The 24,929-nt window shown below is 67.9% G+C and carries 14 protein-coding genes and 1 pseudogene; 4 read left to right on the top strand and 11 right to left on the bottom strand.

Annotated elements, in window-relative coordinates; all coding sequences use genetic code 11:
• Positions 1 to 47 precede the first annotated feature (47 nt).
• The 5 genes from Athai_RS06730 to Athai_RS06710 form a co-directional block, all read right to left on the bottom strand.
• Positions 48 to 4,907, bottom strand: a complete 4,860-nt coding sequence (locus Athai_RS06730; RefSeq protein ID WP_203960685.1) for a non-ribosomal peptide synthetase — start codon at positions 4,905 to 4,907, stop codon at positions 48 to 50.
• Positions 4,908 to 4,925: 18 nt separating this feature from the next.
• Positions 4,926 to 5,153: an MbtH family protein gene (locus Athai_RS06725; protein ID WP_203960684.1), complete on the bottom strand. Its 228-nt coding sequence runs from the start codon at positions 5,151 to 5,153 to the stop codon at positions 4,926 to 4,928.
• A gap of 108 nt (positions 5,154 to 5,261) precedes the next feature.
• Complete coding sequence (locus Athai_RS06720; protein ID WP_203960683.1) at positions 5,262 to 6,071, bottom strand: TrmH family RNA methyltransferase; 810 nt, start codon at positions 6,069 to 6,071, stop codon at positions 5,262 to 5,264.
• Between the two features lie 55 nt (positions 6,072 to 6,126).
• Positions 6,127 to 6,498, bottom strand: a complete 372-nt coding sequence (panD, locus tag Athai_RS06715) for an aspartate 1-decarboxylase (protein WP_203960682.1) — start codon at positions 6,496 to 6,498, stop codon at positions 6,127 to 6,129.
• A gap of 18 nt (positions 6,499 to 6,516) precedes the next feature.
• Positions 6,517 to 7,563: an NAD-dependent epimerase/dehydratase family protein gene (locus Athai_RS06710; RefSeq protein WP_203965366.1), complete on the bottom strand. Its 1,047-nt coding sequence runs from the start codon at positions 7,561 to 7,563 to the stop codon at positions 6,517 to 6,519.
• Positions 7,564 to 7,579: 16 nt separating this feature from the next.
• Between Athai_RS06710 and Athai_RS06705 the strand changes: the two genes are divergently transcribed.
• On the top strand, positions 7,580 to 8,509 hold the full coding sequence (locus tag Athai_RS06705) for a class I SAM-dependent methyltransferase (protein ID WP_203960681.1): 930 nt from the start codon (positions 7,580 to 7,582) through the stop codon (positions 8,507 to 8,509).
• Here Athai_RS06705 and Athai_RS06700 read toward each other — a convergent pair.
• The 6 genes from Athai_RS06700 to Athai_RS06675 form a co-directional block, all read right to left on the bottom strand.
• Positions 8,495 to 9,313 (bottom strand): sugar phosphate nucleotidyltransferase, encoded by an 819-nt coding sequence (locus tag Athai_RS06700; RefSeq protein WP_203960680.1) that lies wholly within the window; start codon positions 9,311 to 9,313, stop codon positions 8,495 to 8,497. The two genes, Athai_RS06705 and Athai_RS06700, sit on opposite strands and share 15 nt — an antisense overlap.
• Positions 9,310 to 13,743: a type I polyketide synthase gene (locus tag Athai_RS06695; RefSeq protein ID WP_203960679.1), complete on the bottom strand. Its 4,434-nt coding sequence runs from the start codon at positions 13,741 to 13,743 to the stop codon at positions 9,310 to 9,312. The genes Athai_RS06700 and Athai_RS06695 overlap by 4 nt, the downstream gene beginning before the upstream one ends.
• Complete coding sequence (locus tag Athai_RS06690) at positions 13,740 to 17,018, bottom strand: non-ribosomal peptide synthetase (protein WP_203960678.1); 3,279 nt, start codon at positions 17,016 to 17,018, stop codon at positions 13,740 to 13,742. Before Athai_RS06690 ends, Athai_RS06695 begins: the two co-directional genes overlap by 4 nt.
• Entirely contained in the window at positions 17,015 to 20,236 is a 3,222-nt protein-coding gene (locus tag Athai_RS06685) for a non-ribosomal peptide synthetase (RefSeq protein ID WP_203960677.1), read from the bottom strand. Before Athai_RS06685 ends, Athai_RS06690 begins: the two co-directional genes overlap by 4 nt.
• Positions 20,237 to 20,239: 3 nt before the next feature.
• Positions 20,240 to 21,214, bottom strand: a complete 975-nt coding sequence (locus Athai_RS06680; RefSeq protein WP_203960676.1) for a TauD/TfdA family dioxygenase — start codon at positions 21,212 to 21,214, stop codon at positions 20,240 to 20,242.
• Between the two features lie 169 nt (positions 21,215 to 21,383).
• Positions 21,384 to 22,145, bottom strand: coding sequence for a hypothetical protein (locus tag Athai_RS06675; RefSeq protein ID WP_203960675.1), 762 nt, complete (start codon positions 22,143 to 22,145; stop codon positions 21,384 to 21,386).
• A 1,012-nt stretch (positions 22,146 to 23,157) separates the two neighbouring features.
• Here Athai_RS06675 and Athai_RS06670 point away from each other — a divergent pair.
• From Athai_RS06670 to Athai_RS33960, 3 genes and pseudogenes are all read left to right on the top strand, one after another.
• Entirely contained in the window at positions 23,158 to 23,595 is a 438-nt protein-coding gene (locus Athai_RS06670; RefSeq protein ID WP_203960674.1) for a reverse transcriptase N-terminal domain-containing protein, read from the top strand.
• A pseudogene (locus Athai_RS33965) lies at positions 23,510 to 24,163 on the top strand (reverse transcriptase domain-containing protein); the annotation flags it as partial. The gene Athai_RS06670 and the pseudogene Athai_RS33965, both read left to right, overlap by 86 nt.
• 9 nt (positions 24,164 to 24,172) lie before the next feature.
• Positions 24,173 to 24,877, top strand: a complete 705-nt coding sequence (locus Athai_RS33960; RefSeq protein ID WP_476692256.1) for a group II intron maturase-specific domain-containing protein — start codon at positions 24,173 to 24,175, stop codon at positions 24,875 to 24,877.
• Positions 24,878 to 24,929: the final 52 nt, after the last annotated feature.

The raw sequence follows: 24,929 nt of genomic DNA, 5'->3' as shown, positions 1-24,929 counted from the left end.
AGCTGCCTTTGAAGGTCGGCTCGGATCCCGTCCGGCTCCATTGTGTGTTACGCCGCCCCGTCGCACACGACCGAGAGCCGCACGCCTGCCTGTCGCAAGCGGCGTGCGCCATCGACCAGGGCGGGCCAGTGACGGAGTAGGTCGCCGAACTGCGCTACGAACTCTTGCGTCAGCTCTCTGGCGCGCTGCAGCCCATGGTCGACGAGCAGGTCGAGCGGCACGGTGAACTCCTGCCGCTCCATCGACTCCCGTCGCACCCTCAGATACGAGGCCAGGTCGGCCGTCCAGAACCGCGGTCCGCCGGCGGCCAGGCGCGTTTCCATCTCGGCGAGCTCCGCCTCGGCCCGCGCGCGGACCACACGTTCGACCTCGGCATGGAACTCCGGCTCCGGCGACCGCGCGAGGTCACCCAGGTGCCGCCCGAGCGCCCGCATCCGACCCGCGTCGGTAAGCATGACGTCGTCTGCTTCCCATGCCTGCACCAGCGCGACGAGGACACTGCTGAAGTCGACGCCGGATGCGCTGCGCACCACTTCGCCCGGCCAGAATCTGCGCCTCTCCATCGGCTCGTGTCGAATGGCCAGCGGCACGTGTCCGAAGTACGCGCCAGGCATGCACGCCGTTGCCGTCGCCCCGCTGACGGTGTCGTTGCCGCGTGCCGACGGCAGGTTCGGCATCGCGATGTCGCGGTTGTCCAGGCCGTAGAAGGTGTTCATAAAGCTGCCCACCCGGCCAGCGAACGTCGGCCGGTCGACGAAGCGCAGGTTCAGTCGGCTCGTGCAGGCTTGCCGGTACGTCGCCTCGTCGCGAGTCAGCCGGGTGAAGCTGTCACCTTCAAGACGCAGGTACGGGCTGGGCGAGGCCCAGCCACAGTCACCGACGAGACTCGGGACGGTGACCGCGACGCGGCCATGCACACCGGGCGCGCCGCCGACCAGAGCCGGGTCGAGCCGCTGGACCTCAATCGGCATGTTTCGGTCGCGAAGCCCGGCCGCGAATCCCGCTGGCGACCGCCCGAGCATCGCCTCCTGTGCGGCCAACAGGTCGACGTCGACCGGCTCGATTGCGGCGAACATCTCCTCGCGGGAACCGAACGCCCAATTGCTGTCAGGCACACCTAGCCGAACGGCGACGGCATCCGCCGACGCACCGGGCGGCATGAAGAGATCGCAAATGGTGTCGTCGTCGGCCGACATAACCATTTCGCCGACGGTGTCCAGCAGCCACGAGTTGACGTTGCCGCCGTTACTGAAGGTTCCATCCCGATGCCCCAGCAGGGCGTGGACAATCACCTCGCGGGGCACATCGGTCTCGCGTGCCAACCGCTCGGCCCACGCATGCTTTTCTTCGAAACCGGCGTACCGGATGGTCCGGCCGGTGCGCGCGGCCATGGATGAGAGCAGTTCGCGGTACCGTGCACGGGTAACCGCTTCGGCGGAGTTGTCCAAGACGGCAAACTCGACGCTACGACGGTGGCGCTCCGCGTTGGCGATGTAGCTCGACAGGCCACGCTCAAAAGCGGCGACCCGGTCGCAGGTTGGCATGACGAACGTGGTGATGATCCCGGGATTGTCGTTCGCGCTGTCGGCACCGCTCATCAGCGCCGCGACCGGGTCGGTGACGTCGACCACCGGTGCGGGACGCTCGCGTAAGACACCGCAGCCACGTGGAGATTCGCCAGCGGCTTCCTTGAGGAGGCGCTGGATGAGGTCGGGAGACGCCGCGTCGGCCATCATCCGGGTGATCGCGAGCGCCAGTCCCGCCACCGTGGGGTCTTCGAAGAACACTCGAACCGGCGGCACCCGCGGGAAGTGTTCGCGCAGCTTGGCGAGCACGCCGGTCAGCAGCAGCGAGTGGCCACCGAGATCGAAGAAGCTGTCGTCGACGCCAACGTCCGGGGCGCGCAGCACCTCCCGCCACACCTGGGCGACAATACGCTCGGTGGCCGTGCGCGGCTCCCGGCCGTCGCCCGACGCCGACACCGGCGCAACCTCCATTGTGGACAGCGCCGCACGGTCGAGCTTGCCACTGTTCGTCAGCGGCAGCGCGGCGACGGTCGAAAAGACCGACGGTGCCATGCCATCGGGCAACTGGCCGCGGATGAAACGGCGCAGCGCGTCGATGTCGACCGAGGTGCCGCCCTCCATTACCACGAACGCGACCAAACGGTCGATGCCGTCGAGGGCGCGTCCGGCAACCGCGCAGGCCGCCACGCCGTCGAATCCGGCGATCACGGCCTCGACTTCGACGGGCTCGATGCGCACGCCGCGAATCTTGAGCTGATCGTCGAGTCGACCGCAGAACTCCAATGAGCCGTCCGGTCGCCACCGGGCACGGTCACCCGTCCGGTAGAGCCGCTCACCATTGCCTCCGGGATCCGGCACAAACCGGGCCGCGGTGAGACCGCTGAGGCCCAGGTATCCCCGCGCCAACGCGACCCCGCCGAGGTACAGCTCGCCACGGACGCCACACGGCGTCGGGCGCATGCGTTCGTCGAGGACCAACGCGCGCACGCCCGCTATCGGCCGTCCGATGGGCACCGTGGCGCCGTCCAGCGGCCCGCACTCCCAGGCCGTCACGTCGATCGCCGCCTCGGTCGGGCCGTATAGGTTGTGCAGCCGCACCGGCAGCTCGGCGCCCAGAGCCCGGCTCAGGTCCGCCGGCAGCACCTCGCCGCTGCAGAACACCTGCCGCAGTGCGGCGCAGCGGTCAAGTCCGGGTTGAGCCACGAATTCGCGCAGCATCGACGGCACGAAGTGGGTGACCGTGATCGACTGTTCGGCGATGAATGACAGCAGGTACTGGGGGTCGCGGTGGCCGTCGGGCCTTGCCATCACCAGGGTCGCCCCGCAGATCAACGGGAGGAAGACCTCCCAGATCGAGACGTCGAACGAAATCGGCGTTTTGTGCAGGACGCGATCATCCGCGCCGATGCCGTACGTGTCGCGCATCCACAGCAGCCGGTTGACGATGCCGCCATGAGTGTTGACCGCGCCCTTCGGACCGCCGGTCGAGCCGGAGGTGTAAAGCACATATGCCGCGTCCGCATCACGACACGCCACCGCCACGAAGTCAGCCGGTGGCGGGGACAACTGGTCGTCGAGAAGCACCAGGGCGGCGGGCGACACACCGGCTGGGACATGCCGGGTATGCGTGACGACCGCGACAGCGGCGGATTCGGTGAGCATGGCCGCGGACCGCTCGGCTGGCTCGCCCGGCGTGATCGGCAGGAACGCGGCCCCGGCTTTGAGAACGCCGTACAACGCGGCTACCAGGTCGGTGCAGCGCTCCAGCACGACCGCGACCACATCACCACGCCTCACGCCGTTATCGGCAAGCGCGCCGGCGATGCCGGCGGCACGCTGCTCCAGTTCCCCGAACGAGAGACGGCCGTCAGCAGCGACCACCGCGACGGCGTCCGGCCGCCGCGCCGCCTCCCGGGCGACCAACTCGTGCAGACCACCCGGCGCGCGCAGCACATCGCCGCCGCACTGCCAACCGGCTAGCTCGGCACGCTCCGACCCATTCATCAACGCGAGCTCGCCGACAGGCACGGTCGGTCGCTCGACCGCCGCACGCAGCAGCTGCTGCCAATGCCCGATCAACCGGTCGATGGCGGGCGGATCGAACAGGTCGGTGCTGAACTCGACGAAACCATGAAGACTCGCCGACTCCTCGATGACCGTCACCGTCACATCGAGTTGGCTGTGCGAGGTCGGCACCACCAACGCGGTCTCCGCGAGACCAGGTAGGTCGAGACGCGCTTCTGCTCCGGGTTGCAGCACCAGCATCGTCTGGAACAGCGGGTGCCGATCGGCGCTGCGCTCCAAGCCGGCAAGTCTAACGAGTCGCTCGAAGCGGATGGCCTGATGCGCGTACGCGTCGAGGCACATGGTGCGGGTCCGATCCAACAGCTCCTCGAACGACTCCCTCATGTCCACCCGCAGACGCAGCGGGAGCAGGTTGACGAAGCACCCGATCAGGTCGTCGAGTCCGGACGCCGTCCGGTTGGCGATTGGCGCGCCGATGACGACGTCACCACCCGCACCGTACCGGGAGAGGAGCGTCGCGAACGATCCGTACAGCACCATGAATCGCGTTGCCGACCGGGTTCGACCGAGATCCGACAGGCCGGCGGCGGTCTCTGCGTCGATTGTGAAGGTCCGGGTCGCACCGTGGTAGGACTGCTTCGCTGGACGGGGTCGGTCGCCAGGAAACGCGGTGAGAGCGGGTGCACCCGCGAGCTGTTCCCCCCAGTACGCCGCATCCGCCGGGTTCTCGCCGCGCTCACGCTGCTGCGCCACGACCTCGGCGTACGGCAGCTTGAGCTCCGGCAGTTGGGCCTCCACATGGAGCAGTTCCCTCGTGTACAGCGCCCGAATCTCCCGGACCAACACAGCGACCGATGTGCCGTCGAACGCGATGTGGTGCACGGTGAACACCAGGATATGTTCGTCGTCTGCGATGCGGAGCAGCATCGTGCGCAGCGGCGGCTCGGACGCGAGTGCGAACTCACGCTGCACCTCGGCAGACACGAGCTCCATCGCATCCTCAGGACGACCGCGCAGGTCCCGGACCTCGAACATCGGCGGCCGGTCGTAGGGCACCCGATGCGGTTCGCCGTCGTGCTCGGCGTACGTCGACCGCAGCGGCTCGTGGCGGGAACACAACACCTCGATGCTCGCGCGCAACGCCGCGACATCGAGCGAGCCGCTGAGCCGACGAGCGAGATGTGTATTCAGCGAACCCATGGTGTCGGCGCTTTGGTCGACGAACCAGATCCGTTGCTCGGACGGCGACAGCGCGCCTGGCACGAACTCGACGCCGGCGCGGCCGGCCGGAGCTTCACGGCCGTGCCGCAGCTGTTCCGCGAGGGCCGCGCGCACATCGCCGGTGTGGGTGTCCATACCTGGTGACTCCTCGGGTCAATCCGCTATCTGCTGGCGCAAACTCAGTGGACGCAGATCGGTCCAGACCTCGTCGATATACGCCAAACAAGACGCGCGATCGCCCCGGTGACCGGCTTCCTGCCATCCCGAAGGCAACGACAATTGGCCCGGCCAGATCGAGTACTGCTCCTCCGCGTTGACCACGACGAAAAACCAACCACTCTCGTCGTCAAAGCCGGTGGCCCCTGCCGGTCCGTCAAGCATCGGTCCTCCTGCAGTCCTGCGTGTACGCGATCGCCCCTCAGCCAAGGCCAACCTAAACATCGCGGCAGGAGGCCAACAACCGCTTCCACGCGGGAAGCGGTTGCCGTCTCACATCGTGGCAGCGCCCGTGGACCGCTGTCGTACCGCCTCGTACACGGCAATGGCAGCGGCCGTGGCGACGTTCAGCGAGTTGATCCGACCGAACATCGGGATCTTGACGCGAGCCTGGGCGGCCGCAAGGAAGGCGGCAGAGAGGCCCCCCATCTCCGAGCCGACCGCGATCGCCACCGCACCGGTCAGGTCGACGTCGGTCAGTCCCGTGTCGGTGCCCGGTGTAGTGGCCACCAACCGCACGGCGTGCTCGTCCAGCCATCGCAGCACGTCGTCGGAGGTACCGGACGCCACCGGCACGCTGAAGATCGTGCCCTTGCTGGCCCGAACGAGATTCGGATTACCCCAGTCGATGACCGGGTCGGCAGCGAGCACCGCCGCCACCCCGGCCGCGTCCGCGGTACGGAGGATTGCGCCGATGTTCCCGGGCTTCTCGACCGCTTCGCACACCAGCAACAGCGAGTCCGGCGCGATCCTCAACGACGTCAGGACGTCCGCCACAGCCGGGACCACCGCCAACCAGCCGTCCGGGGACTCCCGGTAGGCGACCTTCTCGAACGCCGCCCGGCTCAGCCGAAGGACCTCAGCACCGGACGCCGTCGCCCGCTCGACAACCCCCTGATCATGGCGCCCGAACTCTGGGCAGAAATACAGCTCCTTCGGCCGGACTCCCGCATCCAACGCCAGAACAAGCTCCTCGTACCCTTCCACCAGGGTCACCGACAGCCGTTCCCGCGCCCGGCGGCGGCGCAGCGCCACCAGCTGCTTCAGCCGAGGGTTGCTCAGGCTCGTGATCTCGAGGTGCATTCCGCCCATCGTAGCCGCGCCCCCGGGTCGCTCCGCGCACCGGGCGGCAGCTCGATCAGCGGTCGAGTGCCTGGTAGCGGTCCACCAACCGGTTGCGTTCGTCCACGAAGACGACGGTCGGAGCGTAGGACAGCGCCTCGTCGTCGGGCATTGCCGCATACCTGATGATGATGACCAGGTCACCCGGGCTGATCAGGTGGGCGGCCGCGCCATTGATGCCGATGACACCCGAGCCGGCCTGACCCTCGATGACATACGTCTCCAGCCGGGCCCCGTTGGTGACGTCCACGACGTGCACGTGTTCGCCGGGCAGGAGATTGGCCTTCTTCATCAGCTCCGCGTCAACCGTCAGGGAACCGATGTAATTGAGGTCCGCCTGCGTGACAGTGGCGCGATGAATCTTGGACTTCAGCATGCTCCGGTACATCGATCCCCTCGCGTTAGGTCAGCCTGCCACACGAAGCTGCCCGTCAAGGCGTCCGGTGTTCTGGAGCGCCCGAATGAGCTTCAGCCGTTGAAAACGTGGCCCCTCTGCGTCCTCTCGGCGAATACCGAATCGGCGGTACCCCCGGACGAGCTGCTCGATCCCATCTCTGGCGCTCCATCGCGCACGAAAGGCCGGCACCTCGCTCGTAATGCGCTCGCAGGACACCCGGTAGTCGCGACTGTCGGGATTCGTCGTGCCGGCGATGGTCATCCGGCTGCCCGGCACCGCCTCCGCCACAATCCGGGCCACATCCCGGATCTGATAGTTTTCCGCGGTCTGCCCGACGTTGAAAGCACGCGCGTGAGTGGCCTCTCGCGGAACCCTCAGCAGGGCCACGAAAGCTGCCGCGATGTCCTCGACGTGCACGAAGGGGCGCCAAGCCGTGCCATCGGACCGGACCGTGATCTCTCCGGTCAGCACGGCCTGAGCCGTCAGGTCGTTGATGACGAGGTCGGTGCGCAGCCTCGGCGAGTAGCCGTATGCGGTACCGCTGCGGAGGAACACCGGGCTGAACGTTTCATCCGCGAGGCTGCCGAGCGCACCTTCCGCCCGCAGCTTCGAATCGGCATACCATGACAGCGGGTTCAGTTCGGAGCACTCATCCAGCAGACGACCTGGTTTGGCCGCTCCGTAGATCGAGCACGAGGAGGAGAACAAGAAGCGACGGACACCCGCCCGCTTGGCCGCCTCTGCGAGCCGCACCGTGGCATCAGTGTTGATCCGGGTAGTCAACTCCGGGTCAATGTCGCCGAGCGGGTCGTTGCTCAGCCCGGCAAGATGGATCACAACGTCCGCCCCGTCGAGATCAGCCGGCGTCACGTCGCGCACGTCGAGGCACCGCCCACCGTCATCGGGCGCCGGCCCTAGCGTGCAGTCCTTGAACAGTCCCACATCCAGTCCCAGCACGTCGTGACCGGCCGCCCGTAGGCGAGGAGTAAGAACGCTGCCGACGTAGCCGAGGTTGCCAGTGACAACGATTCGCAAATCCGAGTCCTGGGGTGCCATCACCAACCTAGAATAGATGGCTGCGGACGTGATTGTGCTTGCCGAGGTGAAACACATGGATGGGTCTCACACGATAGACGGCTCGGCGCGCACCCGCCTCGCGCGGCGACTGGCGCAGCGGCAGTCGAGGCGGGCACCGGACGGCCAGGACCATCGCGAACCCGAGTCCCCTGGACCGCTGATGGCCCGGGACAACAGCACCGGCGCGTTCTACGACGTGGTCACTTCGCGTCTGGACAGCACACCGGTCGGCCGATGGGCACTGTTTCTCAACCTCGGTTACGCGGACGGCCCGGACGACCGCGCATGCGTGGACCTGCCACGAAACACGCTCGACCGGGCCTCGGTCAAGCTCGTACTGGAGCTCATCGGCGACTGCACCATGGACGGCCGACGGGTGCTCGACGTCGGGTCCGGGCGCGGTGGGACGGTCAGCGCGCTCCTCAACTATTTCAACCCTGCGATCGCCGTCGGTATTGATCTGTCACCGGCAGCAGCGGCGTTCAGCCGACGAGCGGTCACGGATCGCCGCGCCGGGTTCTCGGTCGGCGACGCCCAACGCTTACCGTTTTCCTCCGGCTCGTTCGACGTCGTCACCAACGTGGAGTCATCGCATTGCTACCCCGACAGGCGTCGCTTCTACGCCGAGGTACGAAGGGTGCTCTGCGACGGCGGCACCTTTCTCTACAGCGATCTGCTGGACACCGCAACGTTGGATAATCACCTTGCTGGGTTGCGTGAGCTAGGTCTTGCGCTGCAACTCGACCGCGACATCACCGCGAACGTGCTCGCGTCGTGTGGCCGGATCGCCGAACGAAGGCTACAGTCGTTCGGTACCGAAGACGACGCTGCCCGGGACTTTCTCTCGGCCCCCGGTTCGCCCACCTACGAGGCCCTGCGCACCGGACAGAAGACGTTTTTCATCTGGCGGCTACGCGCCGCGTAGTCCGGCCGACGACGGTTGCCACTGCTGCCCGGCCGTCACTGTCGGCCCCTTGAACAGATCCAGCTCACCGCGCCGGCACATCTCGTTGAGACGCGTGTAGTCAGCATAGCTGTCCATCGGCTCGAACATGCCATGATGCCGGAACGCCGAAAGCTGGCCCTCCGCTGCCACTTCCGGCAATAAACCCGCCTCCAGCTGTGGTGAGTTGACGCTGAGTCGGTGCAGCACGCGACGCTCGAGCACCGCGAAGCCGATATTCACCCACTCGTTGAGCTTAGGCTTTTCGAGGAACGCCGATACCGCGTCGTCGTCTCCCATGACGAGGTGACCGAACGGTGACGTCGGACGAGCGGCGGTCACGGTCGCCAGGCGGCGCTGGCGCGTGTGAAACCCGTGCAGCTCCGTCAGGTCAACATCACTGAGCACGTCCCCGTACGCGACGATGAACGAGTCGCTGCCGATGTACGGCTCTGCGCGCTTGAGGCGTCCGCCCGTCGGAGTGTCCAGACCGGTGTCCGCGAGCACGACGGTGAACGGAACACCGTCGGCGACGGCCATCTGCACTGCCCGATCGGACCGGACGACCGGGCTACTGCCGGCGCGGGCTTGGAAGTGAGCCCGGATGGCTTCGGCGCGGTAGCCCAGGCACATGACGAACCTGCGGCAGCCGTACCCGAGGAAATGCCCGATCAGATGGTCGATCATCGGCCGGTCGCCGACCTGCAGCAGGGACTTGGGTTGGGTCTCGGTGGCAGGCTTGAGCCGCGTGCCTCGGCCGCCGCACATGATGACGACATCTATCACGGTGATGCCCCTTCCCGCCTGAACAGCGATTCCATCTCCGAGCACAGCCGCCCGACCGTCGGCGCCTCGAACACTGTCAGCAGCGGGACATCGAGGTCGAAGCCGTCGCGCAACCGAGCGACAAGTTGCATCGCGAGCAGTGAATGGCCGCCGAGCTCGAAGAAGTCGTCGTCGACACCGATCGACTCGATGCCAACGAGATCCTGCCAGATGTCAACCATCGCCTCCTCCAGCGCGTCCGACGGAGCTCGGTAGCGCGTACTGAGCTCCGGCCGCGGGTGGCGGGCGGACACGATGGGCGAGGCTTCGGCCTGCGCCACGGCATGCTCATCTGTGGCGGGATGTGGCGCCCTTTCGAGCCGGTCGGCCAGATCCGTGACGGACACATACACCTGCTCCAGATCGAGGAGCCGGAAAACGCGATCGAACACGTCGTCGGCGTCTTCTTCGCGGATCAACCGGGCATCACGCTGTGCCGATCGGTACGCCGATCCACGGCCTTCATCTGGATCCTCCCAACCGTCGAAGTTCACCACCGACCAGGCGCCTGGCCGGCTGCGTGCGGCGAGCCGCACCTCCGCCTCGAGGCAGGCGTTGGCCGCCGCGTAGCTGCCGAACCCAAGCCCGCCGAGCAGCGTGGCGAGCGAGGAGAAGGCCAGGACGAAGTCCGGCTCGTGCGCGGCCAACGCCGTTCTCAGTGCGCGCACCCCGCCGAGCTTGGCTCGCAGGTGCCGCTCCGCGTCGGCCTCACCGCTGTCCGCGAGGAGCTTGAAAGCGTCCGTCTCAGTCACCGCGGCCGCGTGGATCACCCCGTGCACCGGACGGTCGAAGAACCGGCTTGCTTCGGCCAACGCCGCCGCCAACCGATCGGGTTCAGCGACATCGACTGCGATCGGCAATACCTGTGCACCGGCCGCTTCCACGTCGACAAGACGGCGCGCGGTGGTCGACATCGGGTGCGCCGGGTCCGCGGCGATCTCGGCCCACTGGTGTCGCATGGGGGCCGGACGACGCCCGACCAGAAGCAGCTTTGCCGCATATTGCCGGCCCAGGTAGCGCGCCAGCAGGAGCCCGAGTCGGCCGAGGCCGCCAGTCACCACGTACAGCCCGCCGTGCCGCAACCGGCATTCGGGGAGGTCGGTGGCTGCGAGATCGAGGGAGGCCGCGGACCGAACGAAACGACGGTGACCGCGCAGCGCGACCCGCGCACCGGCGGGCCCGGCGAGCTCGTGGGCCAGGGCGGAAGCCGGCGTGCCGTGCACTTCCACGTGATCGCTGAGGATTCCGGGGAATTCCTGCGACACCACCGTGATGACGCCCGCGACAGCGGCGGAGGACGGCGCCAACCGCTCGTCGCCGCCGACCGGACAGACTGGGCCAGTTACCACCGATACACGTATCCGCTCCGCCGCATTCGCTTCGGCGAGCGAGCGAACGAGAAGCGCCAGGTCACCGTATGCGGCCGTCGCTTCCGCCACCGCGGCGGCGGGACCGCCGCCGGGCTGCGCCGGTTCGGGGTCCGATAGCCGCACGACCCGCGTTCGTACGTCAGCCCGGGCGATGCGCGCCGCGAGCCTCCGGTACGCCCCGGGATCGGCGGCGTCTGCTGGAATCCTGTCGACTTCCCGGTGCGCCGCCCGCAGGACGCTCGCCAGTTCCTCCGCCGCGTCGGCCCCGCCGCCGACCAGCACCCAGCGCGGTTCGGTGTCGCCCAACGCCCTTTCCACTCGAACCGGTGAGCGCGGCTGCTCGCGCCAGACCGCCTGGGAGAACCAGCGATCAGTCCCGCCGCGTTCGGACTCCCGGCCGGCGGCAGTGGCGTTACCATCCGCCGACGTAGCCCACCAATGGCGTCGCCGTTGGAACGGGTAGGTGGGTAGGACGACGGTGCGCGGTCGGTGACGCGTCCAGCCGCGGGCCCAGTCCACCCGGACACCGGCCAGCCAGAGGTTGCCGAGCGTTTGCGCGACCGCGTTCTCGGCGTTATCAACGAGCCCCCATACGGTGTCCTGCGCGCCCTGCGCGGCGGCGAGAGCGACCCCGACCCGACCCGGGCCGACCTCAAGGAACACGGGATCGAGGTCCTGGCGCAACATCGCGATGCCGGCGCCGAACCGGGTGGGCTCGCACAGGTGCCGCACCCAGTAATCCACCGACGCAACCTCCTCCGCCGACGCCCAGTTGCCGGTGAGGTCGGAAACGAACGGGCCGGTCGCGAGAGCGAATTCGATCGGCTTGAGTGCCGCCGCGAAGTCCTCGAGGAGCGGTTGTACCGCCGGGGTGTGGAAGGCGCGGTTTACCCGCAGCCGGGTGACCGGCACGGCGGCCGAGGCCAACTCCTGCCTCAGCGCCTCGACGGCGGCCACGTCGCCGCCCACCACGCACTGGTCGGGTGCGTTCACCGCGCTGAGCGCCAGTGACGGGTACCCACGCAGCCGGCGCGTGACGTCGTCCTCACCGGCGCCGATCGCGAGCATGGCACCAACCGGTGCTTGCTGCATGAGCCGACCACGGGCGGCGACCAGGTCCAGCGCGGACGGCAACGAAAACACGCCGCAGAGGCAGGCCGCGACGTACCCACCGACGCTGTTCCCGAGCATGGCCGACGGCTCGATGCCCAGGTGAATGAACGACGACGCCAGCGAGTATTCCACGGCAAACAACGCGGGCTGGGTCAGCCAGGTTTCGTTCAGGTCGTGAGTCGGTTGCGCTTCCCCGAAAATCACCTCACGCAGATCGGCTCCGTCGAGTTGACCGTCGAGCAGGCGAGCGCACTCGTCCAAATGCTCACGGAACACTTCGTTGACACGGTAGAGGTGCCGCCCCATGCCCAGGTACTGCGCGCCCTGCCCAGGAAACAGAAACGCCACCGGCCGATCGACCCCGTCCTGCTCGACCGCGCGGATCGCGCCGCCACGCTCGCCCAGCAACGCGCCGGCGGCCTCGTTCGCATCACGGGCAACGACCACGGCCCGGTGCCGAAAGTATCGACGCCCGCGCTGCAGGGTCCACGCGACCGCGTCCAAGGGCTGCGATGGCCGATCCCGAAGCCACTCACCCAGGCGGGCGGTGGCCTCCGCGAGCGCCGCGCCCGTACGCGCGGACACGAGCAGGGGGTACGCCTCGCGGTCGGCCGGCTCCCCGGGATCGCTCGTCGCAGAGGCAGGCGGCTCCTCCAGAACGACGTGCACGTTCGTGCCGCCCATGCCGAACGAGCTGACCGCCGCACGTCGGGGGCCTGGCCAATCCCAGTCCGTCGCCTCCGTCTGGATCCGCAACGCACCGCCGGCCAGGTCGAGGTCGGGGTGGACCGGCGCGGCGTGCAGCGACGCCGCCAGGTGACGATGTTTCAGGCACAGCACAGCCTTGACGAGGCCGGCCAGTCCGGCGACATGGTTGAGGTGACCGAGGTTGGACTTGAGCGAACCGATCGCACACGGCTCCTTCCGGTCCGGCAACCCGTACACGGTGGCCAGCGCGCGAATCTCGATCGGATCGCCAAGGTTGGTTGCGGTTCCATGCGCCTCGACGTAGCCGACTGTCCGCGGGTCCACGCCGGCCAAGGCGAGCGCCTCCCGCATGACGTCGATCTGCCCCCGCAAGCCGGGCGCCGTGAAGCCCACCCGGTCGGCCGCGTCGTTGCCGATGGCCGATCCCTTGATCACCGCATGGATGGGATTACCATCGACGAGCGCCCGGTCCAGCCGCTTGAGCAGCACCACGGCCACCCCGTTCGCCTCGACCGTGCCCTCGGCGCCGGTTCCGAACGAACGGCAGTGTCCGTCGGGGGACAGAATGCTTCCGGGTGCCCACCGGTACCCCCGCACCTGCGGGAACCGAACCGACGCGCCACCGGCCAGGGCGAGGTCCACCTCGCCGGTCAGCAAGCTCTGAGCGGCCAGGTGCACGGCCACGAGGGAGGACGAGCAGGCCGAGGAGATGACCACGCTCGGCCCGCTCAGGTTGAGCTTGTACGACACGCGCGAGGCCAGGAAGTCGACGTCGTTTCCGACCTGTGCGAGCAGCGGCTGCTCGGTGCTGCGGGCCGCCGGATACGTCGACGCCGGGGCCGCAGCGAACACGCCGACCCGACCGCAGCCCTCCCCCAGGACAAAGCCCGCCTCCTCGGCCGCTTCCCAGGCGCACTCCAGAAACAGCCGCTGCTGCGGATCGATCAGCTCCGCCTCACGTGGGCTGTACCCGAAGAGTTCTGCGTCGAACAGGTCGGCCTCCGGCAGGACGCCCCTGGCCGGAACGTAGTCGGGGCGGTCAACATCGGCGGCCGGAACACCCGCGGCAATAAGTTCCTCGCGGCTGAAGCGGCTGATCAGTTCCCTGCCGTCGCGCAGCGCGCGCCACAGCTCGGCGACGCTGCGGGCACCTGGGAACCGCCCGGCCATCGCTATGACCGCGATGTCATTGCTGGTCATCGCCGACCCTCCCGCTGCGCGCGTAGGTTGAGCAGCGCGCTCGTGCGAGCGTCACCGCGCTCCTCATCGATCTGCTGTCCGGCCAGCCCGCCGGAGCGTGCACTGCCAGCGGCGTCTATCAGCGTTGCTTGGGCCGCCACGGTGGGGTTGGCGAAAAGCTCCACCATGGACAGCCAGGACCAGCCGGCACCCCGCAGATTCTGCAGCAGGGCGAACATCAGCAGTGAATGCCCACCAACGTCGAAGAAGTTGTCTTCCACGCCCACGTGTGCGGCGCCGAGCACGGACCGCCAGGCAGCAGCGACTGCACGTTCGGTAGGCGTGCGTGCCGGGGTGCCCTCGAACCGACCGGCTGACGGCAGCTCGACGTCCCGCAGCGCTCCCCGATCGACCTTCCCGCTCGGGGTCAGCGGCAGACTCGGCACCGCGACGACCATCGACGGTACCATCGCCGCCGGCAACCGATCCTGGATGAATGCCCGCAGTTCCGCCTCGTCCGCGTCGTTCGCCGACGGACCACCGGCGGCTACCACGAATGCGACCAGCCGCAGGTCCTGCGGCCCGAACCGGCGCGCGACCACGACGCACCGCTCGACTGCCGGATGTTTGGCCAGAACCGACTCCACCTCGCCCGGCTCGATGCGGATCCCCCGGATTTTCACCTGCGCATCGGCACGACCCACATACTCCAGGGTTCCGTCAGCCAGCCGGCGGGCACGGTCGCCCGACCGGTACAGCCGTGCGCCGGGTGTGGTCGGGTCCGGCACGAACCGTTGCGCTGTCAGCCCGGCCTGGCCCACATACCCGTGAGCCAGGCCGGCTCCGCCCACAAAGATCTCACCGGCGACGTTGTCCGGAACGGAGCGCAGCGCCGGGTCGAGCAGGCGGACGGACCAGCCGTCGAGTTCCGCGCCGATCCGGCTGGTCGTCCCGCTGGTGGACAGCGTATCGCCGGTCACCTCGTGCCAGGTGGTGTGCACTGTTGTCTCCGTGATGCCGTAGAGGTTCACCAACCGGGGTCGCCGCTCCCCGTACCGGCAAAGCCAACTGCCCAGGCCGATGGTTCCGAGGTCCTCCCCGCCAAAGAGCACCAACCGCAACGCCTCTCCAACACCGCTCGCGGACCGGGCGTCCGCCGTGATGAACCCGCCGAAGGCCGATGGCGTCTGGCAGAACACGGTGACCCCTTGCGCCCGGACGAGCTCGTGCAGCGCGTCGGGAGCCCGACTGATCTCCGCGGGCACCACCAGCAAGCGACCGCCGTACGCGAGCGCGCCCCACAGCTCGAAGACCGAAAAGTCGAACGCATACGAATGGCACATCGTCCAGACATCACGCTCGTCGAACTGCCCGTGGCGGTAGGTTGAGTCCAGCATCGCCGCCACATTGCCGTGATCGATCAGCACTCCCTTTGGCGTACCCGTAGAGCCAGAGGTGTAGATGACGTAAGCGAGCTGACCCTCCGCGACCGGCGGCAGCGCGGCGTTCTGGTCGGCCCCGGCCGCGTCGTCGTCGACGGCCACCACCCGCCCGTCGATTCCGTCGATCGGCCGCTCCGGAGAGTCGACGACCACTAGTCGGACGCCGGCGTCCTGCGCGATGAACCGGTGGCGCGCGACCGGATGCGTCGGGTCGAGTGGCACATAGGCGCAGCCCGCCCGCAGGATTCCCAGAACCGCCACGACCAGGGCCGCCGAGCGCCCCGAGACAAGGCCGACACACTCGCCCGGCCGCGCGCCGAGCGCGACCAGCCGGCGGGCCAGGGCAAGGGAGCGGGCGTCCAGTTCGCGGTAGGTATGGGTGTCTTCGCCATAAAGCACCGCCGGAGCATCGGGCTGGCGCGCCACCTGGGCGGCGAATCGGTCGAGGACCGTACCGCCCGTAGCGTCGACCGGCGCCGGAGTCGGGCGCACCGCCGGTCGGGACGAAGGCGTACGGCTGCCCACGTCGGCGAGGACGGCGCCCACCGTGGCACAGTCCGGGGAGGCCAGCCGGTCGAGGATCGCAGCCCAAGCCCGCAGTAGGCCGTCAAGGTGCGCCCGTGGGATCCGACGAGCGTCCGCGCTGAGCTTGAGCCTCGGCTGTGCGCCGACCGGCATCCCGGCGGTCAGGGCGTAGTTCGTCGCCTCGTGGACGCCGAGATAACGCACGTCCACCCCGGCAACGCCCGTATCGGCCGCGAGTGTCCCCTGTGGATAGTTCTCGATCGCGAGGATGTACCGGAAGAGCTGCTCGCCCGCCGGCAACTGCGTCCACTCGCGGAACCGAGCGACGTTCACGGCGTCGTGCTGAGCCGTCCGGGCCTGGGTCTGCTGGATGCTGCGCAGCCACGCTTGGCAAGATTGCTCGCGCGCCAGGCTTATGCGCATCGGCAGGGTGTTCACGCACAGTCCGACCATCCGGTCCCCGCCCGGGCGCTCGTGGTCCCGCACGGCGGTCACCACGCCATAGACAACCTCGTGCGGCGCCTGCGAATCGTGACGGGCGAGCAGGACCGCCCAACCGGCCTGCAGCACCGTGGAGAGGGTCACTCCGTTGCGGCGAGCGGCCGCACGCCACGCGTCCAGCCGGCCGGGCGCAACAATCAGCTCACGGTCGCACCAGTCAGGCTCGGACACCGTTGCCGTCGGCCGGTCGAGATCGAGGTGCACCGGCGTCCCGTACCCACGCAGCTCGCGCGACCAGAACTCATCGTCGTCCGGCTCCGTCCGCCGAGCCTGCCACGACACGTACTCGCGAAACGACGGCGCCAGCGGCTGAACCGCCTCTGGCTCGCCGCGCACGATTCGCGCATACCGGTCGAGCACCTCATCCGAGACCAGGGCGGCCGACCAGCCGTCGAGGATCACATGGTGGTGGCTCCACACCATCAGGTGCCGTTCCTCGGACATGCGGACCAGCAGCACCCGCATGAGCGGTGCTTCGGCGAGGTCGTAGCCGTGCATCCGGTCGGCTCGCATGATATCCGCGACGCTGTCGGGCTGCGCAGCCGCGTCGACGCCGCGGAGGTCGTGCGTGATGAAGGGCAGCTCCACCGTTCGGAGGACCGCCTGCACCGGACGGGTCACGCCATCCCAGATCACCGCCGTCCGCAGCGCCTCGTGCCGTGCGACGGTCGCCCGCCAGGACGTGCGAAGAGCCTCGGCGTCGAGCGGACCGACGAGATCGAACCGCATCTGCACGACGTACAGGCCCCGCTGGTTCTCCGCGACGCAGTGAAAGACCAGCCCCGCCTGCATCGGCGTCACCGGGTAGATGTCCTCGACTTCGCTCATGTCGACCGCCTGTCGTATCGGGCGAGGATCCGTTCGAGCTCGTCGGTCGTCAGGCCCGCATCCGCGTACCGGATCGTGTCCGGCGGCTTGGCGAGCAGCTCCGGCTGGCTCAACAGATCGTGAATGCCAGTGGCTATGGACTCCACAGTGGACCGGCGGTGACAGTCGGCGTGGTACACGACGGTCGAACGCAGCGTGCCTGACACGATTCTCGGGTGGTATTCCAACAAGTACGGTCGGACTCCGAGCTTTCCGGTAGGTGGACCAGAGCTCGCGTCCGACAACCGCCAACCCATCGCGCGGTTGACCAACGCCTCGGACCGTCCCAGATAGTTGAACAGCAGTTCGGGCACCGGATCCGCGACGAGCTCTGGCGCCCTGCCCACATACCGAGCCAATCCGTAGCCGAGGCCGGACATCGGCGCGCTGCGAATGGCTTCCCTGGCCGCCCATACCAGGGCCGCCGGCTCCCGGTCGTCGCCCAGATGCACCGGGTACAACGAGGTGAACCAGCCCACCGTGCGAGTGACATCGAGCTCCAAGCCGAGATCCTCCCGACCGTGCCCCTCCACATGGACCATGGGCGGTGGACCACCGAGCACTGCGCACAGTGCCGCGACGAACGAACCGAGCAGCAACTCCGGCAGCCGCAGGCCGGACTCGCCGATGGCGCCCACCAGCATGTCGACGCGCTCCGCCGGCAACGTGGCATTGAACTCGGCGCGGCCGGCGAGGTCGTTGACGGCGGTGGGATCGTCCCGGGGCACCCCGGCCGTGCCGGTCGGCATCGACTCTCTCCACCGCACCGCCGGGGTCATCACGTCCACACGCGCACCGACGTCGGCGCAGGCGCGTGCCCAGGTCGTGAACTGGTTGGCCGGCGCCGGCATTTCCGGCCCCAGCCCACGACGAGCCTGGTCGTACATCTGCTCGAGATCGTCGACGAGGATCTGCCAGGAAACCGTGTCGACGACGAGGTGGTGCGCCACGAGCAGCAGCCGATCGGCGTCCGGCCCGCTACCACGCACCAGCACCGCCCGCAGCAGCGGACCGTCGCGCAGACCAAGGGCGGCGTGCGCCGCAGCGACGGAACCGGCGAAGGCCGCCTCCCGACCCTTCACATCGACATCGGACAGGTCGACGACCGAGAACGCCACGCGAGCGGGTCCGGACGACAGTTGTTGCGTCCATCCGTCCGCGGTCCGCTCGAACCGCAGGCGAAGGGCGTCATGTACGGCCGTGACGTGAGTCACCGCGCATTCCATCGCGGCCGCGTCGGTGCCGGGCGGCAGATCCAGCAGCACCGACTGGTTCCAGTACCCGGGCTCGGCCAGATCCAACTCGAAGAACCACTGTTGGATCGGGGTCAACGGCACCGGACCGGTGCCCGCCGCGGCCGAGCTCGCGATCTGACCGGACCTGGCCGCAACGGCGACTGCGGCCAGTCGGGCGGGGGTAGGGTTGTCGACTACGTCCCGGACAGTGATTCCCAGACCCGCCTTGCGGGCGCGCGCGACGAGTCGGATGGCATGGATGGAGTCTCCGCCAAGACCGTAGAAGCTGTCGTCCGGGTCGACCTGGTCGCGGTTGAGCACCTCAGACATGAGACCGGCGAGCAGCGCTTCCCGTGGATAACGTGGCTCATTGGACGGACCGCCGCGCTTCGTTACGCCGACGACTGCGCTTGCGTCACCGTCCAGGCTACGGGCGGCGAGCTCCAACACCGCCGCGCGGTCGACCTTGCCGTTGCCGGTCAGCGGCAGGCCGTCGACCGGCACGATTCGCGCGGGAACCATCCACTCGGGGAGCCGTTCGCGCAGCCAGTCCCCGAGCCCGTCGGGTCGTGCCTCTCCGACGACTGCCGCTACGAGCTCGACTCCGCCGCTGTTGCCACGGCCCGTCGCGGCGGTCCGCGCCAACACGATCGCCTCCGAGACTAGCGGATGGGATCGCAGCACGGCCTGCACCTCCGCTGGCTCCACCCGATGCCCGCGTACCTTGACCTGGTGGTCGACCCGACCCAAGTACACGAGCTGACCGTCCATCGCTGTGCGTACGCGGTCGCCAGTGCGGTACATGCGACCGCCCGGAGGACCGAACGGGTCGGGGAGAAACCGTTGCGCGGTCAGCGCCGGCTGATCGAGGTACCAACCGGTGGCGCAGACGCCTCCCACATACAGCTCACCCACCTCACCGGTCGGCACCGGCTCCAGCCCGGGCCCCAGCACGTAGGCGCCGGCCCGGGCGACCGGCTTGCCGATCGGCACCGGTCCGTGGGCGGCAACCGGACCGGTCGGCGGCACGCGATGAACGACACAACCGACGACTGTCTCGGTGGGACCGTACTCGTTGACGACCGAGCTGTGCGCCCGCTCCAGCCACCGGCGAACCGAGCTCGTGTGGAGCGCGTCTCCACCGACGATGACGCACCGGACGGCCTGATCGACGCGCGAATCGATCAGCTCGACCAGCAGATCGAGATGCTGCGGCGTCAGCTTGATGAAGCTGAAGTCCGGCCCGGCGCACAGGAGTTCGGCGAGGGCCGGCAACGCTTCCGCCTCGGGCACGACGGTCACCGCCCGGCCGGCCAGAAGCGGCCCAAACAGGCTGGTGAGCGTCAGGTCGAAGGCGATCGAAGTGAACAGCGGCGCGCCGGTCCCCGACGCCATGTCGTAGAACTCGACCGCCCAGGCGAGGTAGTTGGTGATGCCGTCGTGGCTGATCGCCACGCCCTTCGGCCGGCCGGTGGAACCGGACGTGTACAGGACGTAGGCGAGGTCCGCCCCCGTCAACTGGCCGGCATCCACGGTCGCGCAATCGGCCGGTGTCCCAAGAAGTTGCGTCACGTCAGTGAACCGGACCCGCTGCACCGCACCCGACCACCGCGCCAGCAGGTCCGGCTCCGTGATGACAACAGGGGCGCCGGCGTCCGTCGCCACCAACTCCAAACGAGGTGTGGGGGTGTCGACGTCGTGAGGGACGAACCCGGCTCCCGTCTTCAGGATCCCGAGCAGCACCGGAACCACGTTGATGCCGCGCCGCATGGCAACCACGACGCGATCCCCGCGACGCACGCCAAGGGTGCGGAGACCGGCCGCGACGGACGCTGCCGCGCCTTCCATCTCGCCGAACGTCAGCTTCTGGGCTCCATCGACAACCGCCGTAGCGTCCGGCTGGCGCCGCGCCGCTTCGGCCACGAGCTTGTGCAGCAAAGGCATTCGCTAGCTCTCCCGCGCCTCGTCGAACCCGCGCATGTCGGCCAGGGCCACCAGCAGCCGACGGGGTCCGCTGTAGGGGTTACGTGCGTGGGCGATCAGCACGTTGTCAATCGCCAGGACGTCACCGACCCGCCACTGGAATGCGTACTCGAGCCCCTCATACACCGCGAGGATCTCGGCCATCACCGAGTCCTCGATCGGGGACCCGTCGCCGTACTGGCAGTCCCGCGGTAGGTCCGCCCGGTCATACAGGGACAGGAGGGCTTCACGTGTCTCCGCGTCAAGGCACGATGGATGCCAGTGCTGCGCCTGGTTGAACCAGGAGAGCTCACCCGTCACTGGATGGCGCACCACCGCCGGCCGCGTCGCGAGAGTGCGCAGCGTCCCGTCCGCCGACCAGGAGCATTCCATCCGTTCCGCCGCGCACCGGCGCTCCACCTCCGCGCGGTCGTCGGTCCCGAAGATCTTGCGCCAGTCCAACCCCACACCGTCGTTGTAGTTGCGGACGTAGCGAACCCCGCGTTCGGTGAATCTGACGACAATAGACTTGTCGAGCTGCCGTAGCACCGACCGACTGTCCGCCACGGGTGTCTCACCACCCTCGTCCGGCGCCGTCACGCAGCAGAACAGCAGACGCAACGGCCAGGTCAGGTTGAACGAGTTTTCGTTGTGCCACAGCAGCTTGCGGTCCGGCGGATAGAACACCGGTGTCTGTACCATGCCGTCCGCGGTTACCGGGTCGTGCTCCTGGTTATGGGCGTAGAGCGGGCCGCCGACGAGGCGCGCGACTGACTTGAGCTCGGTCGGAGAGTCCACTCCGAATCCTCGCAGCAGAGCGGCGCCATGCGTTGTGAGAGCCTTCTCCACGTCCGCCGCGACGTCGCGGGTAGCTATCTCACCGGTCGCGTCGCCGGCGGATCCGGCCGCGTCGAACAACGAGATTGTGGTGGTCCCGTTTCCAAGCAGCAAGCGAGCCACAGCTCTACCTCCATCTTCGATCAACGCCCGCCCGTCGCCCTATGCGCGAGAGATGCCAGGGCAGCCGCGTGTATCGGTCGGAAGAAGATTGGTACACCCAACACGGGTAATCCGTCGAGGCGAACGCACCACAGCCAATGCTGCGCCGAGCACGCTGCCAGTCATAGAATCATGCTCGCTTCAGCGCGGTGGTGAATGCGATTGTCCACTGCTGGATCTGGTTGAACTCGGCCAGTGCTTGCCGGCGTTCAGCGATTTTCAGGTCTGCCGCGAGTGCGCGCGGATCCACCGAGATCAAGGAGGCGAGGTACTGCCGGCTTCGCAGGTATTCACCCCGAGCGGTCGCTCCTCTGTCGGCGCCCAGCTTGTCGACACCGTCGCGCTCGGCGCTCGTGTCGGGGTCGACCGGCCTCGACAACGCGAGCGCCGCCGTCACGGTGAGTTCTCGGCGGAGGTTTCGATATGTGTAGATGAACTCCTCGAACTGCTCGTCCGGGATGCGTGCGATCCGTTGCCAGCGATGTGATTCTTGCACGCTTATCCCTAGCTGCCGGAGCGTGGGAGGTTGATGGTCAACCCTTTCCACGATGGAAGGGGTTGCCGGCCTGCCGCCGCGGTGCTTGGCGCAGGCCATGAGCAATTCGCCGGCGCGGCGCAACGTCCGCAGATGTGACTCGGCCGCGTCCTGGCGGATATTGAACTGATCGTGTTCCAATTCCTTATAGGATTTCAACGTTTCATGAATGGCCTTTTGAGTTACATCGGAGCGTCGGACCACGAACACCGCATCGGCAAGACTGCCAACCTCGTCGAGCATTTCTCGGGTCGACTTCAGCATTCCCCGAATTTGGGCGACGATGCGGCGAGCTCTTTCGTTGCCAGCCGGCTCGACCTGAATTTGGCTATGACCGCGCAACACGTCAGGGGTCACGTTTGAAGCTCCAGTGCAGATTCTGATGCCGAACTGCTGCGGCGCAGTCCCGGATTTGAGGCTGCCACACGCTGTTGTGATGGTCAAGTGTCGATGGCGAGCCCTTCGTAAGGATGTCGCTGTCTTCGGCGGTGGTGCGACCATCAGGGCTGCGTCAAAGTTGTGTTTCAGCACGTCAGGAGCAGTTCGATGGGGCGTTGGAAGTCCCGGGCACGGTGTCGCTTGGGGGCGGCGATGTTGGTGTGGCCGGCGAGGCGGAGCAGGCTGATGGCGGTGTCGCAGATGGCGGCCAGCGGTCCTCGTCGTAGTCGACATCGCGCACCCAGTGCAGCCTGTTTTGTGCGACACGATGTCGCGCATTGCGAGTGAACTTGCAGATTGGAGGCCGACGATGCCGGGTGTGTAGTTCCTGACCAGTGTTCGGGTCAGTCCCCGCCTCGGCGTGCGCCCACAGGTCTTGCCTGGTGGGGGTGCGAAGCCCGGAGAAGAAGCCCAAGGGCCCCTGTTTCGTCCAGGGGAGCAACCGGGCGAGGGGAAGGCCGGACGGGCGAACGTGAGTGAACTCCTGTCGATGCCTCGTCACTACAAGCTCGGGCGACGAGACGAGTACCCGGGTGATAGGGCCCGGCCGTTGGTGGAGGCGGCAAGCGGCGACCGCGAAGAACTACCGGTCGTGGGAACACCGCTGGTCTCGGGTAGAGGGGGCCCTTCCCGGTCGTATCTCGTGTGCGCGGAACGTGGAAACCCCGTCGGGGTCCAGGCTGGCTGATGTGGCTGGCGGTCTGGTAGGCCGATCGTAAGAGGGGCGGAAGCCCTCGGCGGGAGAAGGATGCCCAAGAAGCGGATGCCGGTGGCTGAAAGGCGACGGGACTTGCGATGGATGGCTGCTGCTCTAGGCGGCCGCTGTGGGGAACCGGCCGGATGCTGACCAGACGGTCGGGCTCGAAAGAGCGCTGACGTGGGCAGGTGAGCCTTTGAACACCGAGGCCATGGCCTGGCCGAACCGAGGGGCATGTTGGACACCATCACGGTGAACGGACCCGAAGACACCACCGACCGGGACGCCAACGGCTGGGAAGCCGTGGACTGGCGCGCCCACGAGGACAACGTAGCCAGGCTGCGGCGAAGGATCTTCAAGGCGACGCGGAACAGCGACTGGGCCATGGTCCGGTCATTGCAGAAGATGATGTTGAGGTCCTGGTCGAACACGTTGGTCAGCGTCCGCCAGGTCACTCAACGCAATGTCGGGCGTCGGACGGCGGGGGTCGACGGTGCGGTTGCGCTGTCTGCATCTTGGCGGGCGGACGTGGCGGTGCGGGTGCACCGGACGCGCGGCTCGTGGGAAACTGCTGCCGGTCCGGCGTGTGTTCGTCCCCAAGGCCGACGGCAAGCAGCAGCCACTCGGTATTCCCGCGACCATGGACCGGTGCCATCACGCGCGGGTGCGTAACGCGTTGGAGCCGGAGTGGGAAGCCCGGTTCGAACCCCGCTCATATGGGTTCCGGCCTGGGCGAAGCTGCGCGGACGCGATCGGCCTCCCCTATACGATCCTCAACGGGTCACGAACCCGCAGAGTGTGGATCCTGGACGCTGATCTGTCCGCCGCGTTCGACAACATCGACCATTCCCGACTCCACGAGGCGCTCGGGTCGTTCCCAGCCAGGGGCCTGATCCGGCGGTGACTGAAAGCCGGAGTGGTTGAGGCGGAAGTGTTCACACCGACCGAGGCGGGCTCGCCGAAGGGCGGCGTGATCAGCCCGCTGTTGATGAACGTGGCGCTGCATGGCCTGGAAGAGGCCGCGGGTGTCCGCTACGGGAAGACCGGCGTCAACGCCGGGAAGGCGGACGGCACCCCGATCCTGGCCCGGTATGCCGATGACATGGTCGCTTGCTGCTACTCCAGGCAGCAGGCCGAGCAGGTCAAGGCGCAGCTATCCGGCTGGCTGGCCCTGCGGGGTCTGGTCTTCAACGAGGACAAGACGCGTATCGTCTACCTCGAAGACGGCTTCTACTTCCTCGGGTTCAACCTGCGCCGTTACCAGCGCGGGCGCCAACGCGGCAAGCTGCTGATCAAACCCAGCCGGGACGCGGTCAGGCGTATCCGAAGAAGGCTCGCTGACGAGGTGCGCAGCATGCGCGGCTCGAACTCGGTGGCACTGATTGCCAGGCTGACCCCGATGATCCGGGGCTGGGCCGCCTACTACCGCGGGGTGGTGTCCAGCAAGATCTTCAGCGACTTGGACAACCACATGTGGTGGCTCACCTACCGATGGGCGCGCCGCAGCCATCCCAACAAGCCGAAGAAGTGGATCACACGCCGCTACTTCGGCCGGTTCAACAAGTTCAGGAACGACCGGTGGGTGTTCGGCGCCCGCGACCGGGTCCTCAACGACCACGGCGACGTTCCCTTCCCGGTCAAGTTCTCCTGGACGAACATCGTCCGACACCAACTGGTCGCCGGCGGGGCATCGCCCGATGACCCCGACCTGGCCGGATACTGGGCCGCGCGGCGACGCAAGGTGCCGCCCCCGCTGGACCGCTACAACCTGCGCCTGCTCGCCAAGCAGGACGGCCGCTGCCCACTCCGCGGGGAACACCTACTCACTCCGTTACCTTTCTCGTGTTCCAGCTGGGGACGCTCGGTCGCCCGGCTCGGTGTGACTGATTGCCCCTGTCGGGGCATGATCCGGGGGGCGTTGTCGCCGGGTCGGGTGGCGTCGGCGGATCGCTGATAGGGACACGGCCGCCCGATGGGTTGGTCTCTTCGTAACGTGGCTGCCGACA

Origin of the sequence: Actinocatenispora thailandica (assembly GCF_016865425.1) — a bacterium.
Classification (GTDB): Bacteria; Actinomycetota; Actinomycetes; order Mycobacteriales; family Micromonosporaceae; genus Actinocatenispora; species Actinocatenispora thailandica.
This window is presented reverse-complemented; position numbering and strand designations above follow the sequence as displayed.